The following is a 17,341-nucleotide window of genomic DNA, read 5'->3' on the forward strand; positions in this document are numbered from 1 at the left end:
GTTATGACTACCAGCACTTCAGTGCAGGCCGTTCCGGCCTCGAAGAAGAAGGATCACCAGCTTCCCTCGGATAATAAGACTCGGATGTCTGGCGGCGCCAAGTTCGTGGTCTACGCCATTCTGGTGTTCTTCACCATCGTCTTCCTTGGGCCGATCCTCTTCATCTTCATCAACTCCTTTAAGTCCAAGTTCGCTATCTCCTCCGATCCTTTCTCGCTTCCCATCGGTGAAACCTGGGTCGGCTTCGAGAACTTCATGGTGGGCTTGACCAAGCAGGGATTCTTGGAAGCGACCTTGTGGTCCTTCATCATCACGATCCTGTCCGTCATCGTCATCGTGTTCTTCTCCGCGATGACCGCCTACTACATCACGCGCGTCAAGACGTGGTGGACAAACCTTCTATACTACCTCTTCGTGGTCTCCATGATCATCCCCTTCCAGATGGTCATGTTCCCGACGGTCAAGATTGCAGACATGCTTCACCTCAACAACCCGATCGGTATCGTGGTGCTTTACCTCGGTTTCGGTTCCGGTCTGTCGGTGTTCATGTTTGCGGGCTTCGTCAAGTCCATCCCTCTGGATGTCGAGGAAGCCGCGATGATCGACGGTTGTGGGCCGATCCAAAACTACTTCCGTGTGGTGTGGCCCATGCTCAAGCCGACTGCCATTACCGTGGCCATTCTCAACGCCATGTGGGTGTGGAACGACTACCTGCTGCCGTACTTGGTCATCGGTCTGTCCACGCGATACAAGACCATCCCGGTGGTCATCCAGTCCTTCGTTGGCTCCAACGGTAACCGCGATATGGGTGCCATGATGGCCATGCTGGTACTGGCTATCATCCCCATCGTCATCTTCTACTTCTCCACGCAGAAGCACATCATCGAAGGTGTGGCTGCCGGTGCCGTGAAGGGTTAAACCGGTGCGATAGGTTAGAAAACCATGAATCGCATGCTCGGCCCCGAATCAAAGTTCTATGCTGCTCTGAGCCTCTTCGCTGACCTAGTCATCGTGAATGTTCTCTTGGTGATCACGTGCTTTCCCGTGTTCACCGGGGGAATGTCCTTGCGCACCGCCCATGCGGTGACCGGGCAGATGGTCCGGGAGGAAGGTTCTCGCCGCGGCTCAGCCTTCGTTCGGGGCCTTCTGACGCGTCCCGGGGTCAACACTGCATGGTGGTTGATTTGCCTCGCCGTCGCCGCCTTGGCCGCGTATGAATTCGCCATTATTGCCAAGGCAGATCTGGGTTCAATGGGCCTGATACTGCGCGCAGCCTTGATCTCGGGGCTTATCGTATTGGGCTGTGTCAGCGTATGGTTCTTCCATCTCGATGCACCGGGGCTCGGATTCCGTCAAAGAAGCACACAGGCCATAATGAAGGCGGTAGGGCACCTACCGCGTACTCTATTGGCAGTATTGCCTGGCATAGTGCTTGTTCTGTATCCCGTCTTTTTCCCAGCGCAGTGGGGAGGCTACCTGTTCTTCCTCGCGGTGCTGGGCCCAGCTCTCGCGGTCTATCTCGCCGAGCTAGTGCTGCAATGGCCCGAACTCAATTCGCAATCACCCGATAGCTCTTCTTCCTAACGCGGTGCGCGCCAGCTGGCCTAAAGCCGAAAATAGGGTAGCGGTATCCACGTCATCGTGGATCCGCTACCCTGTGGTCTTTGTGGGCTTCCTAGAAGCCCTCTAAGCTTCGCCTTCTTCCTGCGCCTTCTGTTCCTTGAGCAGACGGGCGGCCGCGCGACGACGAGAACGAAGATTCTCAATGCGCTCGGTCAAAAGTTCATCCAACTCCTCAATGGAGCGGCGCTCGCGCAGCATGTCCCAGTGGGTCCGCGGTGGCTTCACGGGCTTGGACTCGACGCCTTCGCCTTCAACCAGGGTGCCGAGTTTTCCGTTCTTACACATCCACTCCTCGGGGATCTCCGCATCGTCAGCGAAGGGCACCTCATAGATGTCGCCGTCTTCGGTGCGGTACTTCACCATTTGGCGTGGGGCCAAGTCGTGGTCGCGGTCGGTTTCGTAACTCACTGCGCCCATGCGGCTGCCACGGAGTACGCGATCTGCCATGCAACATCATCCTTTTCACGTGTTGAGGTAGGGAAGTGATCAGGGTCGACCCATATCACCCAGAGAACAATCATTATAACGAACGCCCCACTGCCTTTGTTCCCACCCTCGGTTTAATGGGCTAAGGTGTGTGAGGTGATTGGTACACAGGATCCGCAGCCCGGAAAGCCAACAAGGCGCGGCTCGGCTACCTGCCAGTGGTGCGGCAAAGAGATCGCCCAGGGCGGCCGAGGAAGGCCTCGCAAGTTTTGCTCGCCCTCGTGCAAGCAACGCGCGTACGAACAGCGCCACAACGTCGCAGGGACGCCTATTCCAGCCAACGCTGTCATCTTGACTCCGGAGAAGGCCGACCGACTTCGTGACGGCCTCTTCGAGCTTCGATGCTGTGCCGAGGACGTCGCCACGGCGGCGTCGGAAAGCGCCAGCGCTGAAGAAATGGAAGAACTGTGTGCCGAACTGGTCACATTGGCTCGCAAGCTTGAGGAATTGAGATAGCACATGAAATCTGTACTAGGCAACCGCAAACTGATTGTCAGCATCTTCGTGATCCTGATTGTGGCCTCAACGGCACTGGCCCTTGGACCGCTAGCGTTCTCTTTGATCATGGGCCGTGGCGTCCAGACCGAGCCGATCAACGCGGATAAGGTCCAAGCCGCAACAACGGACATCGACGGCGAATGGCAGGTGGCGCAAGGTTCGGCACATAACCACACCTCAGCAGGGTTTACTATCGACGAAATCCTCCCGGCAGATAAGCGCACGACGTCTGGTTCCACCAAGCACGTCACCGGGCAGGCTACCATTCAGCACAGCATCGTCGAGAAGGCACGCATCGCCGTGGACATGTCCTCCTTGACCACGGATAAAAAGGTGCGCGACCAAAACATGAAGACGAAGCTCTTTGAGGTCTCAAAGTATCCAGAATCCACCTTTACGTTGACCGAGCCGGCTGATGTCTCCGCCGTGCCTGACGACGGCTCACTGGTTACCATCCCACTCACAGGTGACCTCACCATCCACGGTCAAACCAAGAGCGTGACGCAGGACTTCCAGGTGGTCCGCGATGGTGACACCATCATCCTGGGCGGCGATATTCCGGTTAACCGTCTCGACTACGGAATTGAGACTCCAGAGATGATCGCCGCACGAATCTCGGAAACCGGCGAGATCAATGTCCGCGTAACTTTTGAGAAGAAATAGCTACGGTTCCTTATGAATCCTCGCTATCTCATTCCAGTCTTGTGGGTGCGGCTCGTCGTGCTAGCAGGATTCGGCATCTTCATTTGGACCCAAGCCATGAAGCTCCTCGCTGCCTTCTCAGTGCTACTCGTAGTCCTTACGGCGGTACAGCTGGTGATCGCCTACCGTCAGCGCTAAAACTCGCACTCGGTACAGCCACAGGAACATAGGCCAATTACGTAACTGTGACTATATTTGGGCGATAAGGGGACTCTGCCGCGCGGCAAACAGGGGATGCAAATTGGGAACGTCACGAGCCGTCAGCGGTTACCCCCGTACGCGTACAGTGCATTGCTTGAGGCCAATAAAGAGCACGCAAATGGACTGCCCGGAAGCTGACGAAAGCAGGAAGCCGCGCATCAGCAGAAAAGTGTCATGCCACAACAACAGCGCAATATAGGAACGGTAAGCATTCCAGAAACTGCAAGGCGGACGTCTCGACACCTAAGCACCGAACGGCGGCAAGATGGGGACAGCACACCCGTCACAGCGCCACAACAATCCACGGCCACCGACACCTCACGGTCAAGGCCCGCACTGGCCCCGGCCAGGTTTAGCTAAAAGACCACGCTTGGCCCACTACTTTAACTATTGTCCGATAATGTACATTATGTCAAATAATCGACGCGCCCACTTCCCGCCCAATGCAAAAACTTACCCAAGAGGAATTTTTCACCCATTGAGACTTTCATTTCATTGCGTGGGACGGTAGTGTTTCCCTCACAACCAATCGTCCTATCGAAATAATCAAGGAGGGCGCCTCTCACATGACCGCCGTCAGCACAACACCGCCAAAAGTAGCGGCCCCAGCACAGCAGCTCACCAAACGTGACCGTGTGCGTGTGGCCGTGGCTTCAACTATTGGCACGACCATCGAGTTCTATGATTTCTACATTTATGCCACGGCAGCCGTAGCCGTCTTTCCTTTCCTCTTCTTCCCGAAGACTGAGGATCCGACCGTTGCCCTGCTGCAGTCCTTTGCAACCTTCGGCCTTGCCTTTATCGCTCGACCACTGGGCTCACTGCTCTTTGGGCACTTCGGCGATCGCATCGGCCGCAAAGCCACGCTCGTTGGCGCACTCCTGACGATGGGCATTGCCACCTTTATCATTGGTATCCTGCCTACCTACCAAACCGCAGGCATTATCGCGCCGGCCCTGCTGGCCCTGATGCGCTTCTGCCAAGGTTTGGGCCTGGGCGGCGAATGGTCCGGTGCAGCTTTGCTGGCCTCCGAGACCGCGAAGGAAGGTAAACGAGCTTTTGCCGCCATGTGGCCGCAGTTTGGCGCACCCTTCGGCTTCCTACTGGCCAATGGCTTCTTCCTGACGCTCGTAGCCACCATGGATTACTCGCGCGGCGATACCACCGGCACCTTCATGGAATGGGGCTGGCGCCTGCCCTTCCTCGCCTCTGCTGTGATGGTGCTCATCGGTCTCTACGTCCGCTTGCGCCTGGAAGAAACACCGGTTTTCCAGCAGGCCGTTGATGAAGGCAAGAAGGTCAAGACCCCTATGGTGGAGGCTTTCCGCACAGCATGGAAGCCGATGATCATTGGTACCTTCGTGATGGTCTCTTGCTACACCCTATTTTACCTGGTCACCACCTGGATCCTTTCCTACGGTATTGGCGATAAGACCAAGGAGCTGGGTTTGGGCATCCCCTACCTGGAGTTCCTGGAGATCCAACTGATCTCTATCTTCATGTTCATCATCGGCATTCCGGTGTCCTCCATGCTCTCGGACAAGTACGGACGCAAGCCGATCTTGACCATAACCTCGCTTATCATGATTGCCTTCGGCTTCAGCTTCCCGTACTTCTTGGGCATTGCGCACGCTGACCGCAACTCCGTCCTTGGGTTCCTGGTCGTTGGCATGTTCATCATGGGCCTCATCTTCGGCCCTATGTCCGCCGTTCTCCCAGAGCTCTTCCCCACCAACGTGCGCTACACCGGCTCCGGCATCGCGTACAACGTGTCCTCTATCCTCGGCGCCGCCGTGGCCCCGTTCATCGCAACGTGGCTCGTAAGCACATACAACGTGAGCTACGTGGGCTACTACCTGGTTATCGTTTGCTTCATCTCCCTCATCGCCATCCTCATGATGCAGGAGCTAAAGGATCAGGACCTGTCCCAGGTTTAGGTCTTTAAATACAAACATCTCCCCGACTCTTTCTGGTCTGAAGCACCAAGGTCGGGGAGATTTTTATTGCGGCGTTGCGGGCTCTACTCACGTCACGCTTCACCTGACACCGCCTGCGGGCGCCATTCATGGGTGGTTGTGCCCCACTGCTGCCAAAAGTGCCAACCACCTATCACGAGCCCTTAATCTACTCAGCCTGCCTAGAAACTACGCAGTAACAGCAGCTTCAGCAGCCTTCGCATCTTCCTCGATGGGTTTACGGCGCACGATGGCGGAGAAGAGCGCACCAGTAATATTTGCCCACACCGCGGCGACCACACCCGGAATCGCCGCCTCCGGAGTGAAGAACTGCAGCGCCAATGCCGAGGCCAGACCGGAGTTCTGGGTCGCCACTTCAATTGCCGTGGTGCGTGCCGCTGCCTCGCGCTGGCGAGCAATTTTCGCCAGATAGTAGCCGAAAAGAAATCCGATGAGATTCTGGATAGCCACGCCCACGAATACCACGAGCCCCACGGTCACGAGCTTGTCCTGGGACTTTGACACCACCGCCATGACCACGCCGCCGATGCCAGCGATGGCCACCCACGGCAAGGCCGGCAGAACCTTGTCCACAGCTTTAGTAGCAATCACGCGCAGCAACAGGCCCAGGCCCACCGGAATGAGGACGGTCTGGACCAGCGACCACACCATGCCGGCACCGTCAACCTCTGCGGTTTGTCCCGCCAACCACAGCATGAGCACCGGCGTCATGATCGGCGAGACGAGGGTTGACACCGAAGTCATCGCCACCGACAACGCTACATCGCCCTTAGCCAGGTAAGCCATCACATTGGAGGCAGTACCGCCGGGCACAGACCCGAGGAGGATGAGGCCGACAGTGGCGGCGTCGGAAAGCCCTAGCATTTTCGCCACGAGCACAGCACTCGTCGGCATGATGGCAAATTGACAAATAACGCCCAAGAAGATGGGCAGCGGGCGCTTCGCCACTAGGGCCAGGTCCGGAATAGTCAGGGTAAGGCCCATGGAAAACATGATGACCATGAGCAACTGCGAGGTGTACTGCCCCACCGGTTCAAAGGTACTGGGACTCACAAAGGCGACAATGGCGCAGGCAATAATAACGATGGGAAAGATGTAGACGGCGAGTTTCTCGCCGGTCTCCCCCTCTGTACGCGGGTTCGTCATGGTGTTTCCTTTCCAGAGTATGTCTCACTAGATGAATTGAGTATCCCATATGATGAACCTCACGTACCCGTTTTGGTCCAGATTTACTGTCACGCGATAGATTAGAAATATGTCCAAGCTTTTAAGCCCCGATTCCTCTCGTTTCTCCCGCCCAGCCGGCACCACGAGCCAGGCCGACGCGGTTTCTGCACACTACAAGAACGGCTCCCCCGCCGAGCTGGTGGCGGACATGGAAGCCATCGTTGGTCACGAGAACGTGCACGGACGTCTCAGCGACCTCGTGCGCTTCTCCTCTGATGCCGGCCCTTACCGCTCCATCCCGAACATCGTGGTCTCCCCGCGCAACGCCACGGACCTCGCTGCGCTGATGAAGTACTGCGATACTCACGATCGCCACATGACCTTCCGCGCAGCAGGAACGTCGCTGAACGGCCAGGCCATGGGCGATGACATCCTCGTCGATGTCAAAACCCACTTCGGCGGCATGGAGGTGCGCGAAGAAGGCCGCAAGCTGTGGTCCCGCCCCGGCGTCATCTTGGGCGATGCCCAGGCGGTACTCTCCCGCCACGGCTTCATGCTGGGGCCGGACCCGGGATCCACGTCCGTGTGCACCATCGGTGGCGTGCTGGCCGATAACTCCGGCGGCATGCGCTGCTCTTTAGAGCGCGATAGCTACCACAGCATTGAAGAGCTCATCTTCGTCCTACCTTCGGGCACCATCGTGGATACGTCCCGTGGGGACGAGGCCTTCCGCAAGCAGGAGCCAAAGCTCCACGCCGATCTACTGGCCTTCCGCGACAAGCTGCGCGCTAATACCGAGATGGTGGACTTCCTGCGCACGAAGTTCTCCATCCGCAACACCAATGGGCTGCGAATTGACGCCTTCCTCGATGAAGACGAACCCGTGCACATCCTCAAGCGCCTGCTCATCGGTTCCGAGGGCATCTTCGGCGCCATCACGGAATCCGTCATCCGCACGGTGAAGCTACCGCGTGTGAAGGCCACGACGTGGGTCGAGCTGCCCAACCTGCGTGATGCCGCAAACTACGTGCACCCCATCATGGAAACCGGCGCGGAAGCCTGCGAGCTTCTCGTCGCCCCCGTGATGCGCCGCTCCGCCGAGCACTATGCGCATGCGCCGGAATCCTGGCGCAACCTTGATGATGATGCCGCGGCACTTCTCGTCGAGGTGGGCGGCAGCGACGAGGCAGATTTGGACAAGGCCATGGATCGCCTACGCACCGTGCTTGCCGACGCCCCACTACTCCGCCCCCTCGAATTCCTCACCACCGCGGAAGGTATGCGCGGTGCGTGGGAGCTGCGCAACGGCCTCTATGGCCTGCTGGGCGCAGACCGCCCGAACGGCACGGCGTACATCACCGAGGATGTCTGCTTCCCGCCCTCTCAGGTTGGCGAAGCCGCAGCAGACCTGTTGGACTTGCAGGCTAAGTACGGCTACCCGGAATCCGTCATGGGGCACGCTGCTTTTGGCAACCTGCACTTCTTCTTCACCCCGCGTTTTGATGTCGAGGAAGAGCGCGAGTCCTATGCCGCGTTCTTGGATGATCTGGCCGAGCTGGTCATTGATAAGTACCAGGGCTCAATGAAGGCCGAGCACGGCACCGGCGTAAACATGGCTCCCTTCCTGGAGCACGAGTGGGGCACAGAGGCCTTCGAGCTGTTCTGGGAAGTCAAGAACATGATCGATCCCAAGGGCATCCTGGCGCCGAACGTGAAGCTTACACGCGACCAAACCATCCACCTGCGCAACTTCAAGTCCTTCCCGAAGGTCGAGAATGAAATCAACCCGTGTGTGGAGTGCGGCTTCTGCGAGCCTGTCTGCCCCTCGCGCCACGCCACGGTGACCCCACGCCAGCGCATCGTGCTGCGCCGCGAGATGGCCCGGCAGCAAGAAGGCTCGGAGGTGCTGGCGCAGCTACAGAAGGAGTACCAGTACGACGCAGTCGACATGTGCGCCGCAGACGGCACCTGTTCTATCCCCTGCCCGATTAGCATCGATACAGGTGCGGTCATGAAGCAGCTGCGCGCGCAACAGGCTACCCCGGCCCGCGAGAAGGTGGCACTGACGACGGCGCAGCGCTGGGAACTGGTGGAAAAGCTTGCCCGCGCTGGCATCATCTCCGCCAACAAGATTCCCCACAAGCCCCTCGAGCTGGGCGCCAACATGGCTCGCAACGTGGTAGCTCCCGACTTGCTGCCCACCGTCCCGGGGCCGCTTCCGAAGGCCGCATCGCGTCTGCCGGAAACCCCGCGCGAGGGCGCTGGCGCACTCTACTTCCCTGCCTGCATCAACCGCATCTTCGGCCGCCCAGCCGGCGCGGCCAAGGATTCAGTCGACCTCCCGCGCGCCATCGTGGAACTAGGACGCCGCGCTGGCCAGCCAGTGTGGATTCCGGAGGACGTCGCGGGCGATTGCTGTGGTACACCGTGGTCGTCCAAGGGCTACAAGGAAGGATTTGAGTACCAGGCTCAAAAGATCGTGCGCGACCTCTGGCATTGGTCGGAACACGGCCAGCTGCCCATCGTGGTCGATGCTGCCAGCTGCACCCACGGGTTGCTAGATTCCGTTCCTGAGGTGCTCTCCCCTGCTGACCGCAAGCTTTGGGAGGATCTGCGCATCCTCGATGTCGTGGAATGGCTGCGCGATGAAATCGCCCCACACCTGCCCATCGTGAAAAACATGGGCAGCATCGCCGTACACCCAACCTGCTCGACTGACCACATGGGCATGAGCCAAGCGCTCGTTGACCTGGCAAACCTCTGCGGCTCTGCCAAAGTCCCGGAGGGCGCGATGTGCTGTGGCTCCGCCGGTGACCGTGTCATGCTGCACCCGGAGCTCGTCGAGTCCGCCACACGCGAGGAGCGCGTTTCTCTCGACACGGAACACTTCGACGCCTTCGTCTCCGATAACCGCACCTGCGAGATGGGCCTGGAGATGATCTCCGGACGGACCTATGAATCAATCGCAGTGCTGTTGGAACGGGCCTCCCGTCCGGTCGTCACGCCCTAGAAGAGGTGACGCTTAACGGCGACCCCCGCGGTTGCGGTGGGTCGCCACCACGTGCACCGCATCCAGCATCCCTAAGGTGAGCAGCGCCTCGCGGAGAGCAAACTGGAACGTCCAAAGGCGGCGGAAAACCTGGTCGAAGCCCGCTGCCGCAGCTTCGCGGTGCCGCCCGTCGAAGAAGCTGCGCTGGTAACGAAGCGTTTCCAGGTAGTGGGTTCCGGTGTGGGTCTGAGCGATGATGCGCAGGTTGGAGCGCCTATCGAAGAGTCGGTGGGTCTCCTCCAGCGTCGGGTAATCCAGGCCAGGCCATATATAAGCTCGCAGAACCTGAATCGCGGACTGGGCGGCCGGAGTCATCGCCTCGGTAGCAAAGAGCGATCCCATGGCCACTCGCCCACCGCTGACCAGCGAGCGATCCAGCATCTGCACATAGCGCCGGCGCTCGGGAGCCGATAGCGTCTCTAGCTTCTCCACGCTCACTATCGCGTCATAGCGCCCGCGCCACTGCTTCGGATTGGGCAACGCCGTTTCGATGCCCTGCACATGGACAGAATCAGCGGCTCCCTCAAGGAGTAGTTGTTCGTCGAACAGCGCTTGCTGCTCAGCATCCCCTGTAAGGACGTCAACGGTGGCGCGCCGGGCAACGGCTTGAATTGCTACCTGCAGACCAGTCGCCGGATAAACCAGAAGATGTGTGCCGGCGCCGGTGCGGGTGGCGTCGAGAAGCCACTGTGCAGCGCGGCGCTGCGCATCGCCCAAGTCCTCACGGTCGGTGTGCGTCGGCTCGGTCACACTTGTCACATCGACGAAGTGCTCTTTGGGTTCTTTGCTCCCCACCCGCGCACTATAGCTGCGCACCGCTTCACGCACCGTTGTGGGAACGCCGCTAGCAAAGATGCCGCCCGAATGGCTGAGGGAATCACCCGCATACAGTTTCACCACATCAAGAGGCAGCTCGCCCGGGCTCGAAGTCTCCACCGCAAGCTCTTTCGCCTTCGGCCGGTAGCCCACCCCCAGGAGCCGCACGAGAACTTTGACCAAACGATCGGAATCGGGCGTCGTCCACTCCCCTGCCATATAAGACTCGACCAAGCCCAGCCAGCCTGAATCGGCGATGCGGGAGAAGAGGGCGTCGTGAAGCACGGCTAGATCTGGGTCCTCGCCGTCCAACTCGACCCCAGCTTTGGAACACGCCTGCGCAAATTCCGCCTCCGACCGGTCGCTTTTGAAACGCAGCAGGCGTGAAGAAGGGACGGTGGCCACGCCCGGCCACGCCGCAGCGTCAATCGAAGCCAAGTGGGAATACACGCTCTAGCCAGCCTTCCTCATCGCACACACGTATTTTCTTAGACTAAAACGGGCGGGCCACGAACAGGTGGAGGCGCGGCCTAAAAAGCCAGTTAATAACCCATAAAGTATGCATGTACCGCTAGAAAGGTTTAGACTAACTCGGGTAAAATAATCTAGCTTTCTTAAGGAAGGTATTCAATCACCATGGCGCACACCCCCTACCGTCCTAGTAACGGCCGCCACCACGTCGTTGTTATCGGTGCCGGCTTCGGCGGCATCAACGCCGTTAAGAAGCTCAAGGACGCGGATGTTGAGATCACCCTGATCGACAAGAAGAACCACCACCTCTTCCAGCCGATGCTTTACCAGGTCGCCACCGGCGTCATCTCCGCCGGTGAGATCGCCCCGTCCACGCGTCAGATCCTGCGCCACCAGGACAACGTCAACTTCGTCAACGGTGAGGTTACCGACGTCAACATCAAGGATCAGACCGTCACCGCAGAACTTGACGGCGCGGTTCGCACCTACGGCTACGACTCCCTCATCGTCGCCGCCGGCGCTGGTCAATCCTACTTCGGCAACGACCACTTTGCCGAGCACGCACCGGGCATGAAGACGCTTGACGACGCCTTCGAGATCCGCTCCCGCATCATCTCCGCCTTCGAGAAGGCTGAGTTGGAAGAAGATCCTGCCAAGCGTGAGAAGCTGCTGACCTTCGTCATCGTCGGAGCTGGCCCGACTGGTGTTGAGCTCACCGGCCAGATTGCTGAGCTGGCACAGCGTACGTTTGCTGGCGAATACTCCAACTTCGGTTCTTCCTCCGCCAAGATTTACCTGCTGGATGGTGCCCCGCAGGTTCTTCCGCCCTTTGGCAAGCGCCTCGGCCGCAAGGCTCAGCGCACCTTGGAGAAGCTGGGCGTTGACGTGCGCCTCAACGCCATGGTCACCGACGTCACCGCTGACGCCGTCACCTACAAGAACATGAAGACTGAGGAAGAGGTCAGCATCGAGGCCGCGACCAAGATCTGGTCCGCAGGTGTCGCTGCTTCCCCGTTGGGCAAGCTTATCGCTGACCAGGCAGGTGTGGAGGCGGACCGTGCCGGCCGTGTCTCTGTCAACGAGGACCTCACGGTTGGTGAGTACAAGAACGTCTACATCGTCGGCGACATGATTTCCCTCAACCGCCTTCCGGGTGTGGCCCAGGTGGCCATCCAAGGTGGCAACCACGTGGGCAAGCTCATCGAGGCCAAGATTGATGAAGAGTCCACCGCTAACGAGGCCGAGCCGTTTGAGTACTTCGACAAGGGCTCCATGGCCGTCATTTCCCGCTTCAACGCAGTGGTCAAGCTGGGCAAGACTGAGTTCGCTGGTTTCCCGGCTTGGATTTCCTGGCTTGGTCTGCACATCTTCTACATCGTTGGCTTCCGCAGCCGCACCCTCGTTGCGCTGCACTGGCTGCTCAACGCCTTCTCGCGCGACCGCGGCAATCTGGAGATCACCCAGCAGCAGCGCGTTGCTCGCAACGTGATTGACCGCGACCTCCACTAGGTCTTACGCGTCTTTTAAGGAGAGAGGATATATCCTCTCTCCTTTCTCTTTGCCCATGTACGGTAGAGGGAAGAACAGCCTAGCTTAAGGAGAAAACCGTGAGCCAACCTGCGCTGCCTCGTGTCCTCAGCATTGCCGGCACCGATCCCACGGGCGGCGCTGGTATTCACGCCGACCTCAAGTCTTTTGAGGCCGCTGGGGCCTACGGCATGGCCGTGGTGACCGCCCTGGTGGCGCAGAATACGCAGGGCGTGCGCGCTATCCACACCCCACCGGTGGACTTTTTGCGCGAACAGCTGGAAAGTGTCAAGGACGACGTGACTATCGACGCCGTCAAGATCGGCATGCTGGGCTCTGTTGCCATTACCGAAGCGGTGAGCGACTTCATTGCTTCCCTCCCCGCGGGTGTGCCGGTGGTCTGCGATCCGGTCATGGTCGCCTCCAGCGGTGACCGCCTGCTCGAACCGGAGGCGGAACGCGCAGTACGTGAGCTGGCTTGCCGCGCGACAGTGGTCACCCCCAACCTGCCGGAGCTTGCAGTCCTCGCGGGCGTAGCAGAACCGCGCACCTTTGATGATGCTCTTTCTGTTGCAACCAAGTGGGCCCACGAGAACGACACGTGGGTCGTAGTCAAAGGCGGGCACCTCGATGGTGCTCAGGCCGATAACGCGACCGTAAGCCCTTCCGGCGAAATCACGCGCGTGCCCTGCCCGCGGATTGATACGAAGAACACGCACGGCACCGGCTGCTCTCTGTCCTCTGCCCTAGCGGCGCGTTTGGGCGCGGGTCAATCCCTCGACGAGGCACTGGTATGGGCAACTGAATGGCTCCACGAGGCGATCGTGCATGCGGATGCGCTCCACGTCGGGCACGGACACGGCCCTGTTGACCACGGCCACCGGCTCCGGCGCCTCGCCGCGGAGGCACAAAGTTAGCCCAGCAGATCGGCGCCTGGGCGGGTAAGCACGGCCACCATGAAGGTGGAATTCTCCTTAAAGACCTTCATGTCCCAGGATGCAAAGATGAAATCGACCCGATAACCCAGTGAGCGAGCGAGGTCGAGGAAGTCCTCAAAGCCCCAGCCGCGGCCCTCACCAAAACCGACGACGAAGCGGCCGCCGGGGCGTAGCGCGTTAAACACATTGCGCAAGGCCGCCTCACGCCCTTCGGTAGCAATGAAAGTCATGACGTTGCCCGCAGCCACGGCGATGTCGAAGTTATTCTCGGGGATTTCCTCCTCGGAAAGATCACCTACCTCCCAGCGGGCCTCCGGATAATCGTTGACCGCATGTTCGATCAAGATGGGATCGACATCCACGCCCACGACGGTATGCCCGCGTTTTACCAACTCACCGCCAAGACGTCCGGAACCGCAGCCGGCGTCGAGAACGCGGGAGTGGCGTTCACTCATGGCGTCGATAAGCCGGGCTTCCCCATCGATATCCTTGCCCTGGGCCCGTAGCGTCTTCCATTTCCGTGCAAAGTTGTGGGAATGGGCGGGATTCGCTGCAGTTACTTCTTTCCAGGTAGGCATGACAACGAGTATAGGCCTTTAGAGGTGTAAGATTTAGCCGCTCTTATAAAACGCCTATACGAAGCGAAGGAGGCTGAGACACGATGCCATCTGTACCGTCACCATTCAAGCCACGCAAGAAAAACACTTCGGACAATAATTCGCCGAGTTTTTCTGTGCCTGTCGAGCGCGCCATTGAGCACTGCCGAGTGTTCATCGACGGCGAGGCACTGCCCGGTGAGTTCACCCCGCACAGCGCGCTGCAAACCGTGGAAGAATACGGCCGCGGCTTCGTGTGGGTAGGCCTGCATGAGCCCTTAGAGTCCCAGATGACGAAGGTGGCGGCTGAGTTCCGCATCCACGAACTCATCGTTGAAGACACGGTCCAGGCCCACCAGCGCCCAAAATTAGAGCGCTACGATGACCAGCTCTTCGTGGTGGCACGGTCAGTGAACTACCGCGACCACGATGAAGTTGCCGATAAGCGCCAGATCATCTCCACGGGTGAAATTCAGATGATCATCGGCGACACATTCATTATCACGGTCCGTCACTCAGCGAAGCTGCCCAACTTAGCCTACGTGATTCAGGATGAACAGGACCTAGTTGAGCAGGGCCCCATATCGCTCGCGTGGAAGATTCTGGACATGATGGTGGACCGCTATTCGGAGATCTGCCGCCTCATCGCCATCGAGGTCGACGAACTAGAAGAAGAAATCTTCACCCCGAATTCGCTGCCCAACATTGACCGTATCTACATGTTTAAGCGAGAGATTCTGGAGATGAAGCACGCGATCGTGCCGCTCTCGCCGGCTTTGCGGGCGATGGTCGCAGACCACAAGGATCTCATTCCGAAGACGATTCGCTCCTATCTGCGCGATGTCAACGATCACCAGCTCGTCGTTCAAGACCAGGTGGCGGGCTTTGACGAGCGCTTGACCTCGCTTATCGACGCCTCCGTCGCCAAAATCAACATGCAGCAAAACTCCGACATGCGCACGATCTCTGCGGTGGTTGGCATGTGGGCCGCTCCCACGCTCGTGGCGGGTATCTACGGTATGAACTTTGATGTCATGCCGGAGCTGCATTTTCCTTGGGGCTATTACGGGGCAATTGGCCTCATGGTCTTGGTCGTGGCCGGAATGTGGTGGTGGTTCCGGCGCAATAACTGGCTGTAGGGGCTACTGCACCACCATGGTGCGCAGTGTGGAAGCAGCGAGAAGTACATCGCCCTGGCTGATTTTTACTTCCCACAGCTGCGTGCGGCGGCCCTTGTACAGCGGCGTAGCGACGGCGCTGACGGTGCCTTCGGCTACCGGTTTAAGGAAGTCTGTGTTGTTGTTCACGCCGACAACCGGCTTGCCCGCGAGAATGAGGCTGCCGACAGATGCAGTGGACTCCGTAATCGTGCAGAAAAGCCCGCCATTCGCCACGCCCCACGGCTGGTGGTGGTCTGGAACGACGTCGACCTCGGAGCGAATCTCATCAGCCGAGATGTGTGTGAAGCGCAGTCCGATGAGCCCGGCAAGCCCCTGTGGGTGAGAGTTGATGAGGTCAAGTTCCTCGGCCTTGAGCGGCCGTGTTTGGGATACCGCGACAAACTTTTCAAAGATTTCAGAGTGTTTCATGCCACACCAGGTTAGTGGATATCGGTGACGTAGGATGGTGGACATGACTCAAACTGCTGAAAAGACAGATCTTGCTCAGATTGGCGTTGTGGGCCTCGCTGTAATGGGCTCCAACCTCGCGCGTAACTTTGCCCGAAACGGAAATACCGTCGCGGTCTACAACCGCAGTCCGGAAAAGACCCGCGCACTCATCAGTGAGCACGGTGATGAAGGTACCTTCATCCCGTCCGAAACTGTCGAAGATTTCGTTGCCTCCCTCGAGCGCCCCCGCAAGGCAATCATCATGGTGCAGGCTGGCGCGGCTACCGACGCCGTCATCAATCAGCTCACCGAGACGATGGATGAGGGCGACATTATTATTGATGGCGGCAACGCCTTATTCACGGACACCATTCGCCGTGAGAAGGAGGTGGCGGCTAAGGGCCGTCACTTCGTCGGAGCGGGAATTTCCGGTGGTGAGGAAGGCGCGCTCAATGGCCCGTCCATCATGCCTGGCGGCCCAGCAGAGTCTTGGGAGACCCTGGGTCCAATCCTTGAATCGATCGCAGCAGAAGTGGACGGAACGCCATGTGTGACCCACATTGGACCGGATGGCGCGGGTCACTTTGTCAAGATGGTGCACAACGGCATCGAATACGCCGACATGCAGGTTATCGGTGAGGCATACCAGCTGCTTCGTTATGGTGCAGGCATGGAACCAGCTGAAATCGCTGAGGTTTTCCGCGAGTGGAACGCCGGCGACCTGGACTCCTACCTCATTGAGATCACCGCCGAAGTGCTGGCACAAAAGGATCCGGAGACAGGTGCCCCGCTTGTCGACGTCATCGTGGACGCCGCCGGCCAGAAGGGCACCGGCCGTTGGACCGCCATTAATGGCCTCGAGCTGGGCGTGCCGATCACCGGCATTGCGGAATCGGTGTTCGCGCGTGCGCTCTCCTCTGCCACCGCTCAGCGTGCAGCTGCCCAGGAGGGCCAGCTGCCCTCCGGAACCATTACCGAGCTCAACGTAGATAAGGCCGAGTTCGTCGAAGACGTTCGCCGTGCACTGTATGCCGCAAAGCTCATTGCCTACTCTCAGGGCTTCGATGAGATCAAGGCTGGCTCCGAGGAGTTCGGCTGGAACGTGGACCCACGTGACTTGGCTACAATCTGGCGCGGTGGTTGCATCATTCGTGCGAAGTTCCTCGACCGCATCCGTGAGGCCTACGACAACAATGCCGACCTGTCTGCCTTGATTTTGGACCCGTATTTCAAGGGCGAGCTGGAGAACCTCATCGACCCGTGGCGCCGCGTCGTCGTTGCTGCAACGCAGCTGGGCCTGCCGGTTCCGGTGTTTGCCTCTTCCCTCTCCTACTACGACAGCTTGCGAGCCGAGCGCCTCCCTGCTGCTCTAATCCAGGGCCAGCGCGATTTCTTCGGCGCCCACACCTTCAAGCGTGTGGACCGGGACGGCACATTCCACATCGAATGGTCAGGTGACCGCTCCCTGACCGAAATGTAGCCGCCAAGCCCCTCCCCCGAGGGGCTTTTCTTATATCTGTTCCGCCGAACGTATTCTCCCTTCTCCGGCTGCGCCCCCTCACCGTTCCTGCGGAGCGCTCCTAGGCGCCACACGCCGCCGTTCCAGCCATGGCTCACATCCTCTCGCCCGCAGCCACCGTTCACCCAGCCACCCCCTGTCCGCAGCCACCGTTCACCCAGC

At 59.2% G+C, this 17,341-nt stretch carries 16 protein-coding genes; 11 read left to right on the forward strand and 5 right to left on the reverse strand.

The features are described from left to right. The first annotated feature begins 3 nt into the window (after positions 1-3). Both HMPREF2943_RS01785 and musI read left to right on the forward strand, forming a co-directional pair. Entirely contained in the window at positions 4-918 is a 915-nt protein-coding gene (locus HMPREF2943_RS01785) for a carbohydrate ABC transporter permease (protein ID WP_070710630.1), read from the forward strand. Between the two features lie 24 nt (positions 919-942). Beyond that, positions 943-1,584: an ABC transport system MusEFGK2I component MusI gene (gene musI / locus HMPREF2943_RS01790; protein ID WP_070511924.1), complete on the forward strand. Its 642-nt coding sequence runs from the start codon at positions 943-945 to the stop codon at positions 1,582-1,584. 102 nt (positions 1,585-1,686) lie between these two features. Here musI and HMPREF2943_RS01795 read toward each other — a convergent pair whose 3' ends face one another. Continuing rightward, complete coding sequence (locus HMPREF2943_RS01795; RefSeq protein ID WP_010186588.1) at positions 1,687-2,070, reverse strand: RNA polymerase-binding protein RbpA; 384 nt, start codon at positions 2,068-2,070, stop codon at positions 1,687-1,689. A 135-nt stretch (positions 2,071-2,205) separates the two neighbouring features. Between HMPREF2943_RS01795 and HMPREF2943_RS01800 the strand changes: the two genes are divergently transcribed. From HMPREF2943_RS01800 to HMPREF2943_RS01810, 4 genes are all read left to right on the forward strand, one after another. Beyond that, complete coding sequence (locus tag HMPREF2943_RS01800; protein ID WP_070643601.1) at positions 2,206-2,565, forward strand: hypothetical protein; 360 nt, start codon at positions 2,206-2,208, stop codon at positions 2,563-2,565. A 3-nt stretch (positions 2,566-2,568) separates the two neighbouring features. Next, positions 2,569-3,270: a YceI family protein gene (locus HMPREF2943_RS01805; protein ID WP_070710631.1), complete on the forward strand. Its 702-nt coding sequence runs from the start codon at positions 2,569-2,571 to the stop codon at positions 3,268-3,270. A gap of 12 nt (positions 3,271-3,282) precedes the next feature. Beyond that, complete coding sequence (locus HMPREF2943_RS12455) at positions 3,283-3,447, forward strand: hypothetical protein (RefSeq protein WP_168166175.1); 165 nt, start codon at positions 3,283-3,285, stop codon at positions 3,445-3,447. A 629-nt stretch (positions 3,448-4,076) separates the two neighbouring features. Further along, positions 4,077-5,447: an MFS transporter gene (locus HMPREF2943_RS01810; RefSeq protein WP_070710632.1), complete on the forward strand. Its 1,371-nt coding sequence runs from the start codon at positions 4,077-4,079 to the stop codon at positions 5,445-5,447. Positions 5,448-5,654: 207 nt separating this feature from the next. Here HMPREF2943_RS01810 and HMPREF2943_RS01815 read toward each other — a convergent pair whose 3' ends face one another. Then, on the reverse strand, positions 5,655-6,632 hold the full coding sequence (locus HMPREF2943_RS01815) for a bile acid:sodium symporter family protein (RefSeq protein WP_070643609.1): 978 nt from the start codon (positions 6,630-6,632) through the stop codon (positions 5,655-5,657). A gap of 109 nt (positions 6,633-6,741) precedes the next feature. On the opposite strand from HMPREF2943_RS01815, the gene HMPREF2943_RS01820 reads away from it, so the two are divergent. Next, on the forward strand, positions 6,742-9,663 hold the full coding sequence (locus HMPREF2943_RS01820; RefSeq protein ID WP_070710633.1) for an FAD-binding and (Fe-S)-binding domain-containing protein: 2,922 nt from the start codon (positions 6,742-6,744) through the stop codon (positions 9,661-9,663). 12 nt (positions 9,664-9,675) lie between these two features. On the opposite strand, the gene HMPREF2943_RS01825 is transcribed toward HMPREF2943_RS01820, so the two are convergent. Beyond that, positions 9,676-10,968: a class I SAM-dependent methyltransferase gene (locus HMPREF2943_RS01825; protein WP_070710634.1), complete on the reverse strand. Its 1,293-nt coding sequence runs from the start codon at positions 10,966-10,968 to the stop codon at positions 9,676-9,678. Positions 10,969-11,154: 186 nt separating this feature from the next. On the opposite strand from HMPREF2943_RS01825, the gene HMPREF2943_RS01830 reads away from it, so the two are divergent. After that, on the forward strand, positions 11,155-12,498 hold the full coding sequence (locus HMPREF2943_RS01830; protein WP_070643616.1) for an NAD(P)/FAD-dependent oxidoreductase: 1,344 nt from the start codon (positions 11,155-11,157) through the stop codon (positions 12,496-12,498). Between the two features lie 98 nt (positions 12,499-12,596). After that, a complete protein-coding gene (gene thiD / locus HMPREF2943_RS01835; RefSeq protein WP_070643619.1) occupies positions 12,597-13,433 on the forward strand; it encodes a bifunctional hydroxymethylpyrimidine kinase/phosphomethylpyrimidine kinase in 837 nt (278 codons plus the stop codon). Here the strand turns inward: thiD and HMPREF2943_RS01840 are convergent. Beyond that, positions 13,430-14,032, reverse strand: coding sequence for a class I SAM-dependent methyltransferase (locus tag HMPREF2943_RS01840; protein ID WP_070643622.1), 603 nt, complete (start codon positions 14,030-14,032; stop codon positions 13,430-13,432). The two genes, thiD and HMPREF2943_RS01840, sit on opposite strands and share 4 nt — an antisense overlap. 83 nt (positions 14,033-14,115) lie before the next feature. Here HMPREF2943_RS01840 and corA point away from each other — a divergent pair, with 83 nt between their 5' ends. After that, positions 14,116-15,189, forward strand: a complete 1,074-nt coding sequence (gene corA, locus HMPREF2943_RS01845) for a magnesium/cobalt transporter CorA (RefSeq protein ID WP_070643624.1) — start codon at positions 14,116-14,118, stop codon at positions 15,187-15,189. A gap of 3 nt (positions 15,190-15,192) precedes the next feature. Here the strand turns inward: corA and HMPREF2943_RS01850 are convergent, their stop codons facing one another. Beyond that, a complete protein-coding gene (locus tag HMPREF2943_RS01850) occupies positions 15,193-15,639 on the reverse strand; it encodes a PaaI family thioesterase (RefSeq protein ID WP_070710635.1) in 447 nt (148 codons plus the stop codon). 43 nt (positions 15,640-15,682) lie between these two features. On the opposite strand from HMPREF2943_RS01850, the gene gndA reads away from it, so the two are divergent. Then, entirely contained in the window at positions 15,683-17,140 is a 1,458-nt protein-coding gene (gene gndA, locus HMPREF2943_RS01855) for an NADP-dependent phosphogluconate dehydrogenase (RefSeq protein WP_070710636.1), read from the forward strand. Positions 17,141-17,341: the final 201 nt, after the last annotated feature.

Source organism: Corynebacterium sp. HMSC072D12 (assembly GCF_001813925.1).
Lineage (GTDB): Bacteria > Actinomycetota > Actinomycetes > Mycobacteriales > Mycobacteriaceae > Corynebacterium > Corynebacterium aurimucosum.

Bases quoted from the DNA above. Each gene is read 5' to 3' on its own strand.
- HMPREF2943_RS01785 (WP_070710630.1), top strand. From the start codon at position 4: ATGACTACCAGCACTTCAGTGCAGGCCGTTCCGGCCTCGAAGAAGAAG.
- musI (WP_070511924.1), top strand. From the start codon at position 943: ATGAATCGCATGCTCGGCCCCGAATCAAAGTTCTATGCTGCTCTGAGC.
- HMPREF2943_RS01795 (WP_010186588.1), bottom strand. From the start codon at position 2,070: ATGGCAGATCGCGTACTCCGTGGCAGCCGCATGGGCGCAGTGAGTTAC.
- HMPREF2943_RS01805 (WP_070710631.1), top strand. From the start codon at position 2,569: ATGAAATCTGTACTAGGCAACCGCAAACTGATTGTCAGCATCTTCGTG.
- HMPREF2943_RS12455 (WP_168166175.1), top strand. From the start codon at position 3,283: ATGAATCCTCGCTATCTCATTCCAGTCTTGTGGGTGCGGCTCGTCGTG.
- HMPREF2943_RS01810 (WP_070710632.1), top strand. From the start codon at position 4,077: ATGACCGCCGTCAGCACAACACCGCCAAAAGTAGCGGCCCCAGCACAG.
- HMPREF2943_RS01815 (WP_070643609.1), bottom strand. From the start codon at position 6,632: ATGACGAACCCGCGTACAGAGGGGGAGACCGGCGAGAAACTCGCCGTC.
- HMPREF2943_RS01820 (WP_070710633.1), top strand. From the start codon at position 6,742: ATGTCCAAGCTTTTAAGCCCCGATTCCTCTCGTTTCTCCCGCCCAGCC.
- HMPREF2943_RS01830 (WP_070643616.1), top strand. From the start codon at position 11,155: ATGGCGCACACCCCCTACCGTCCTAGTAACGGCCGCCACCACGTCGTT.
- HMPREF2943_RS01840 (WP_070643622.1), bottom strand. From the start codon at position 14,032: ATGCCTACCTGGAAAGAAGTAACTGCAGCGAATCCCGCCCATTCCCAC.
- corA (WP_070643624.1), top strand. From the start codon at position 14,116: ATGCCATCTGTACCGTCACCATTCAAGCCACGCAAGAAAAACACTTCG.
- HMPREF2943_RS01850 (WP_070710635.1), bottom strand. From the start codon at position 15,639: ATGAAACACTCTGAAATCTTTGAAAAGTTTGTCGCGGTATCCCAAACA.
- gndA (WP_070710636.1), top strand. From the start codon at position 15,683: ATGACTCAAACTGCTGAAAAGACAGATCTTGCTCAGATTGGCGTTGTG.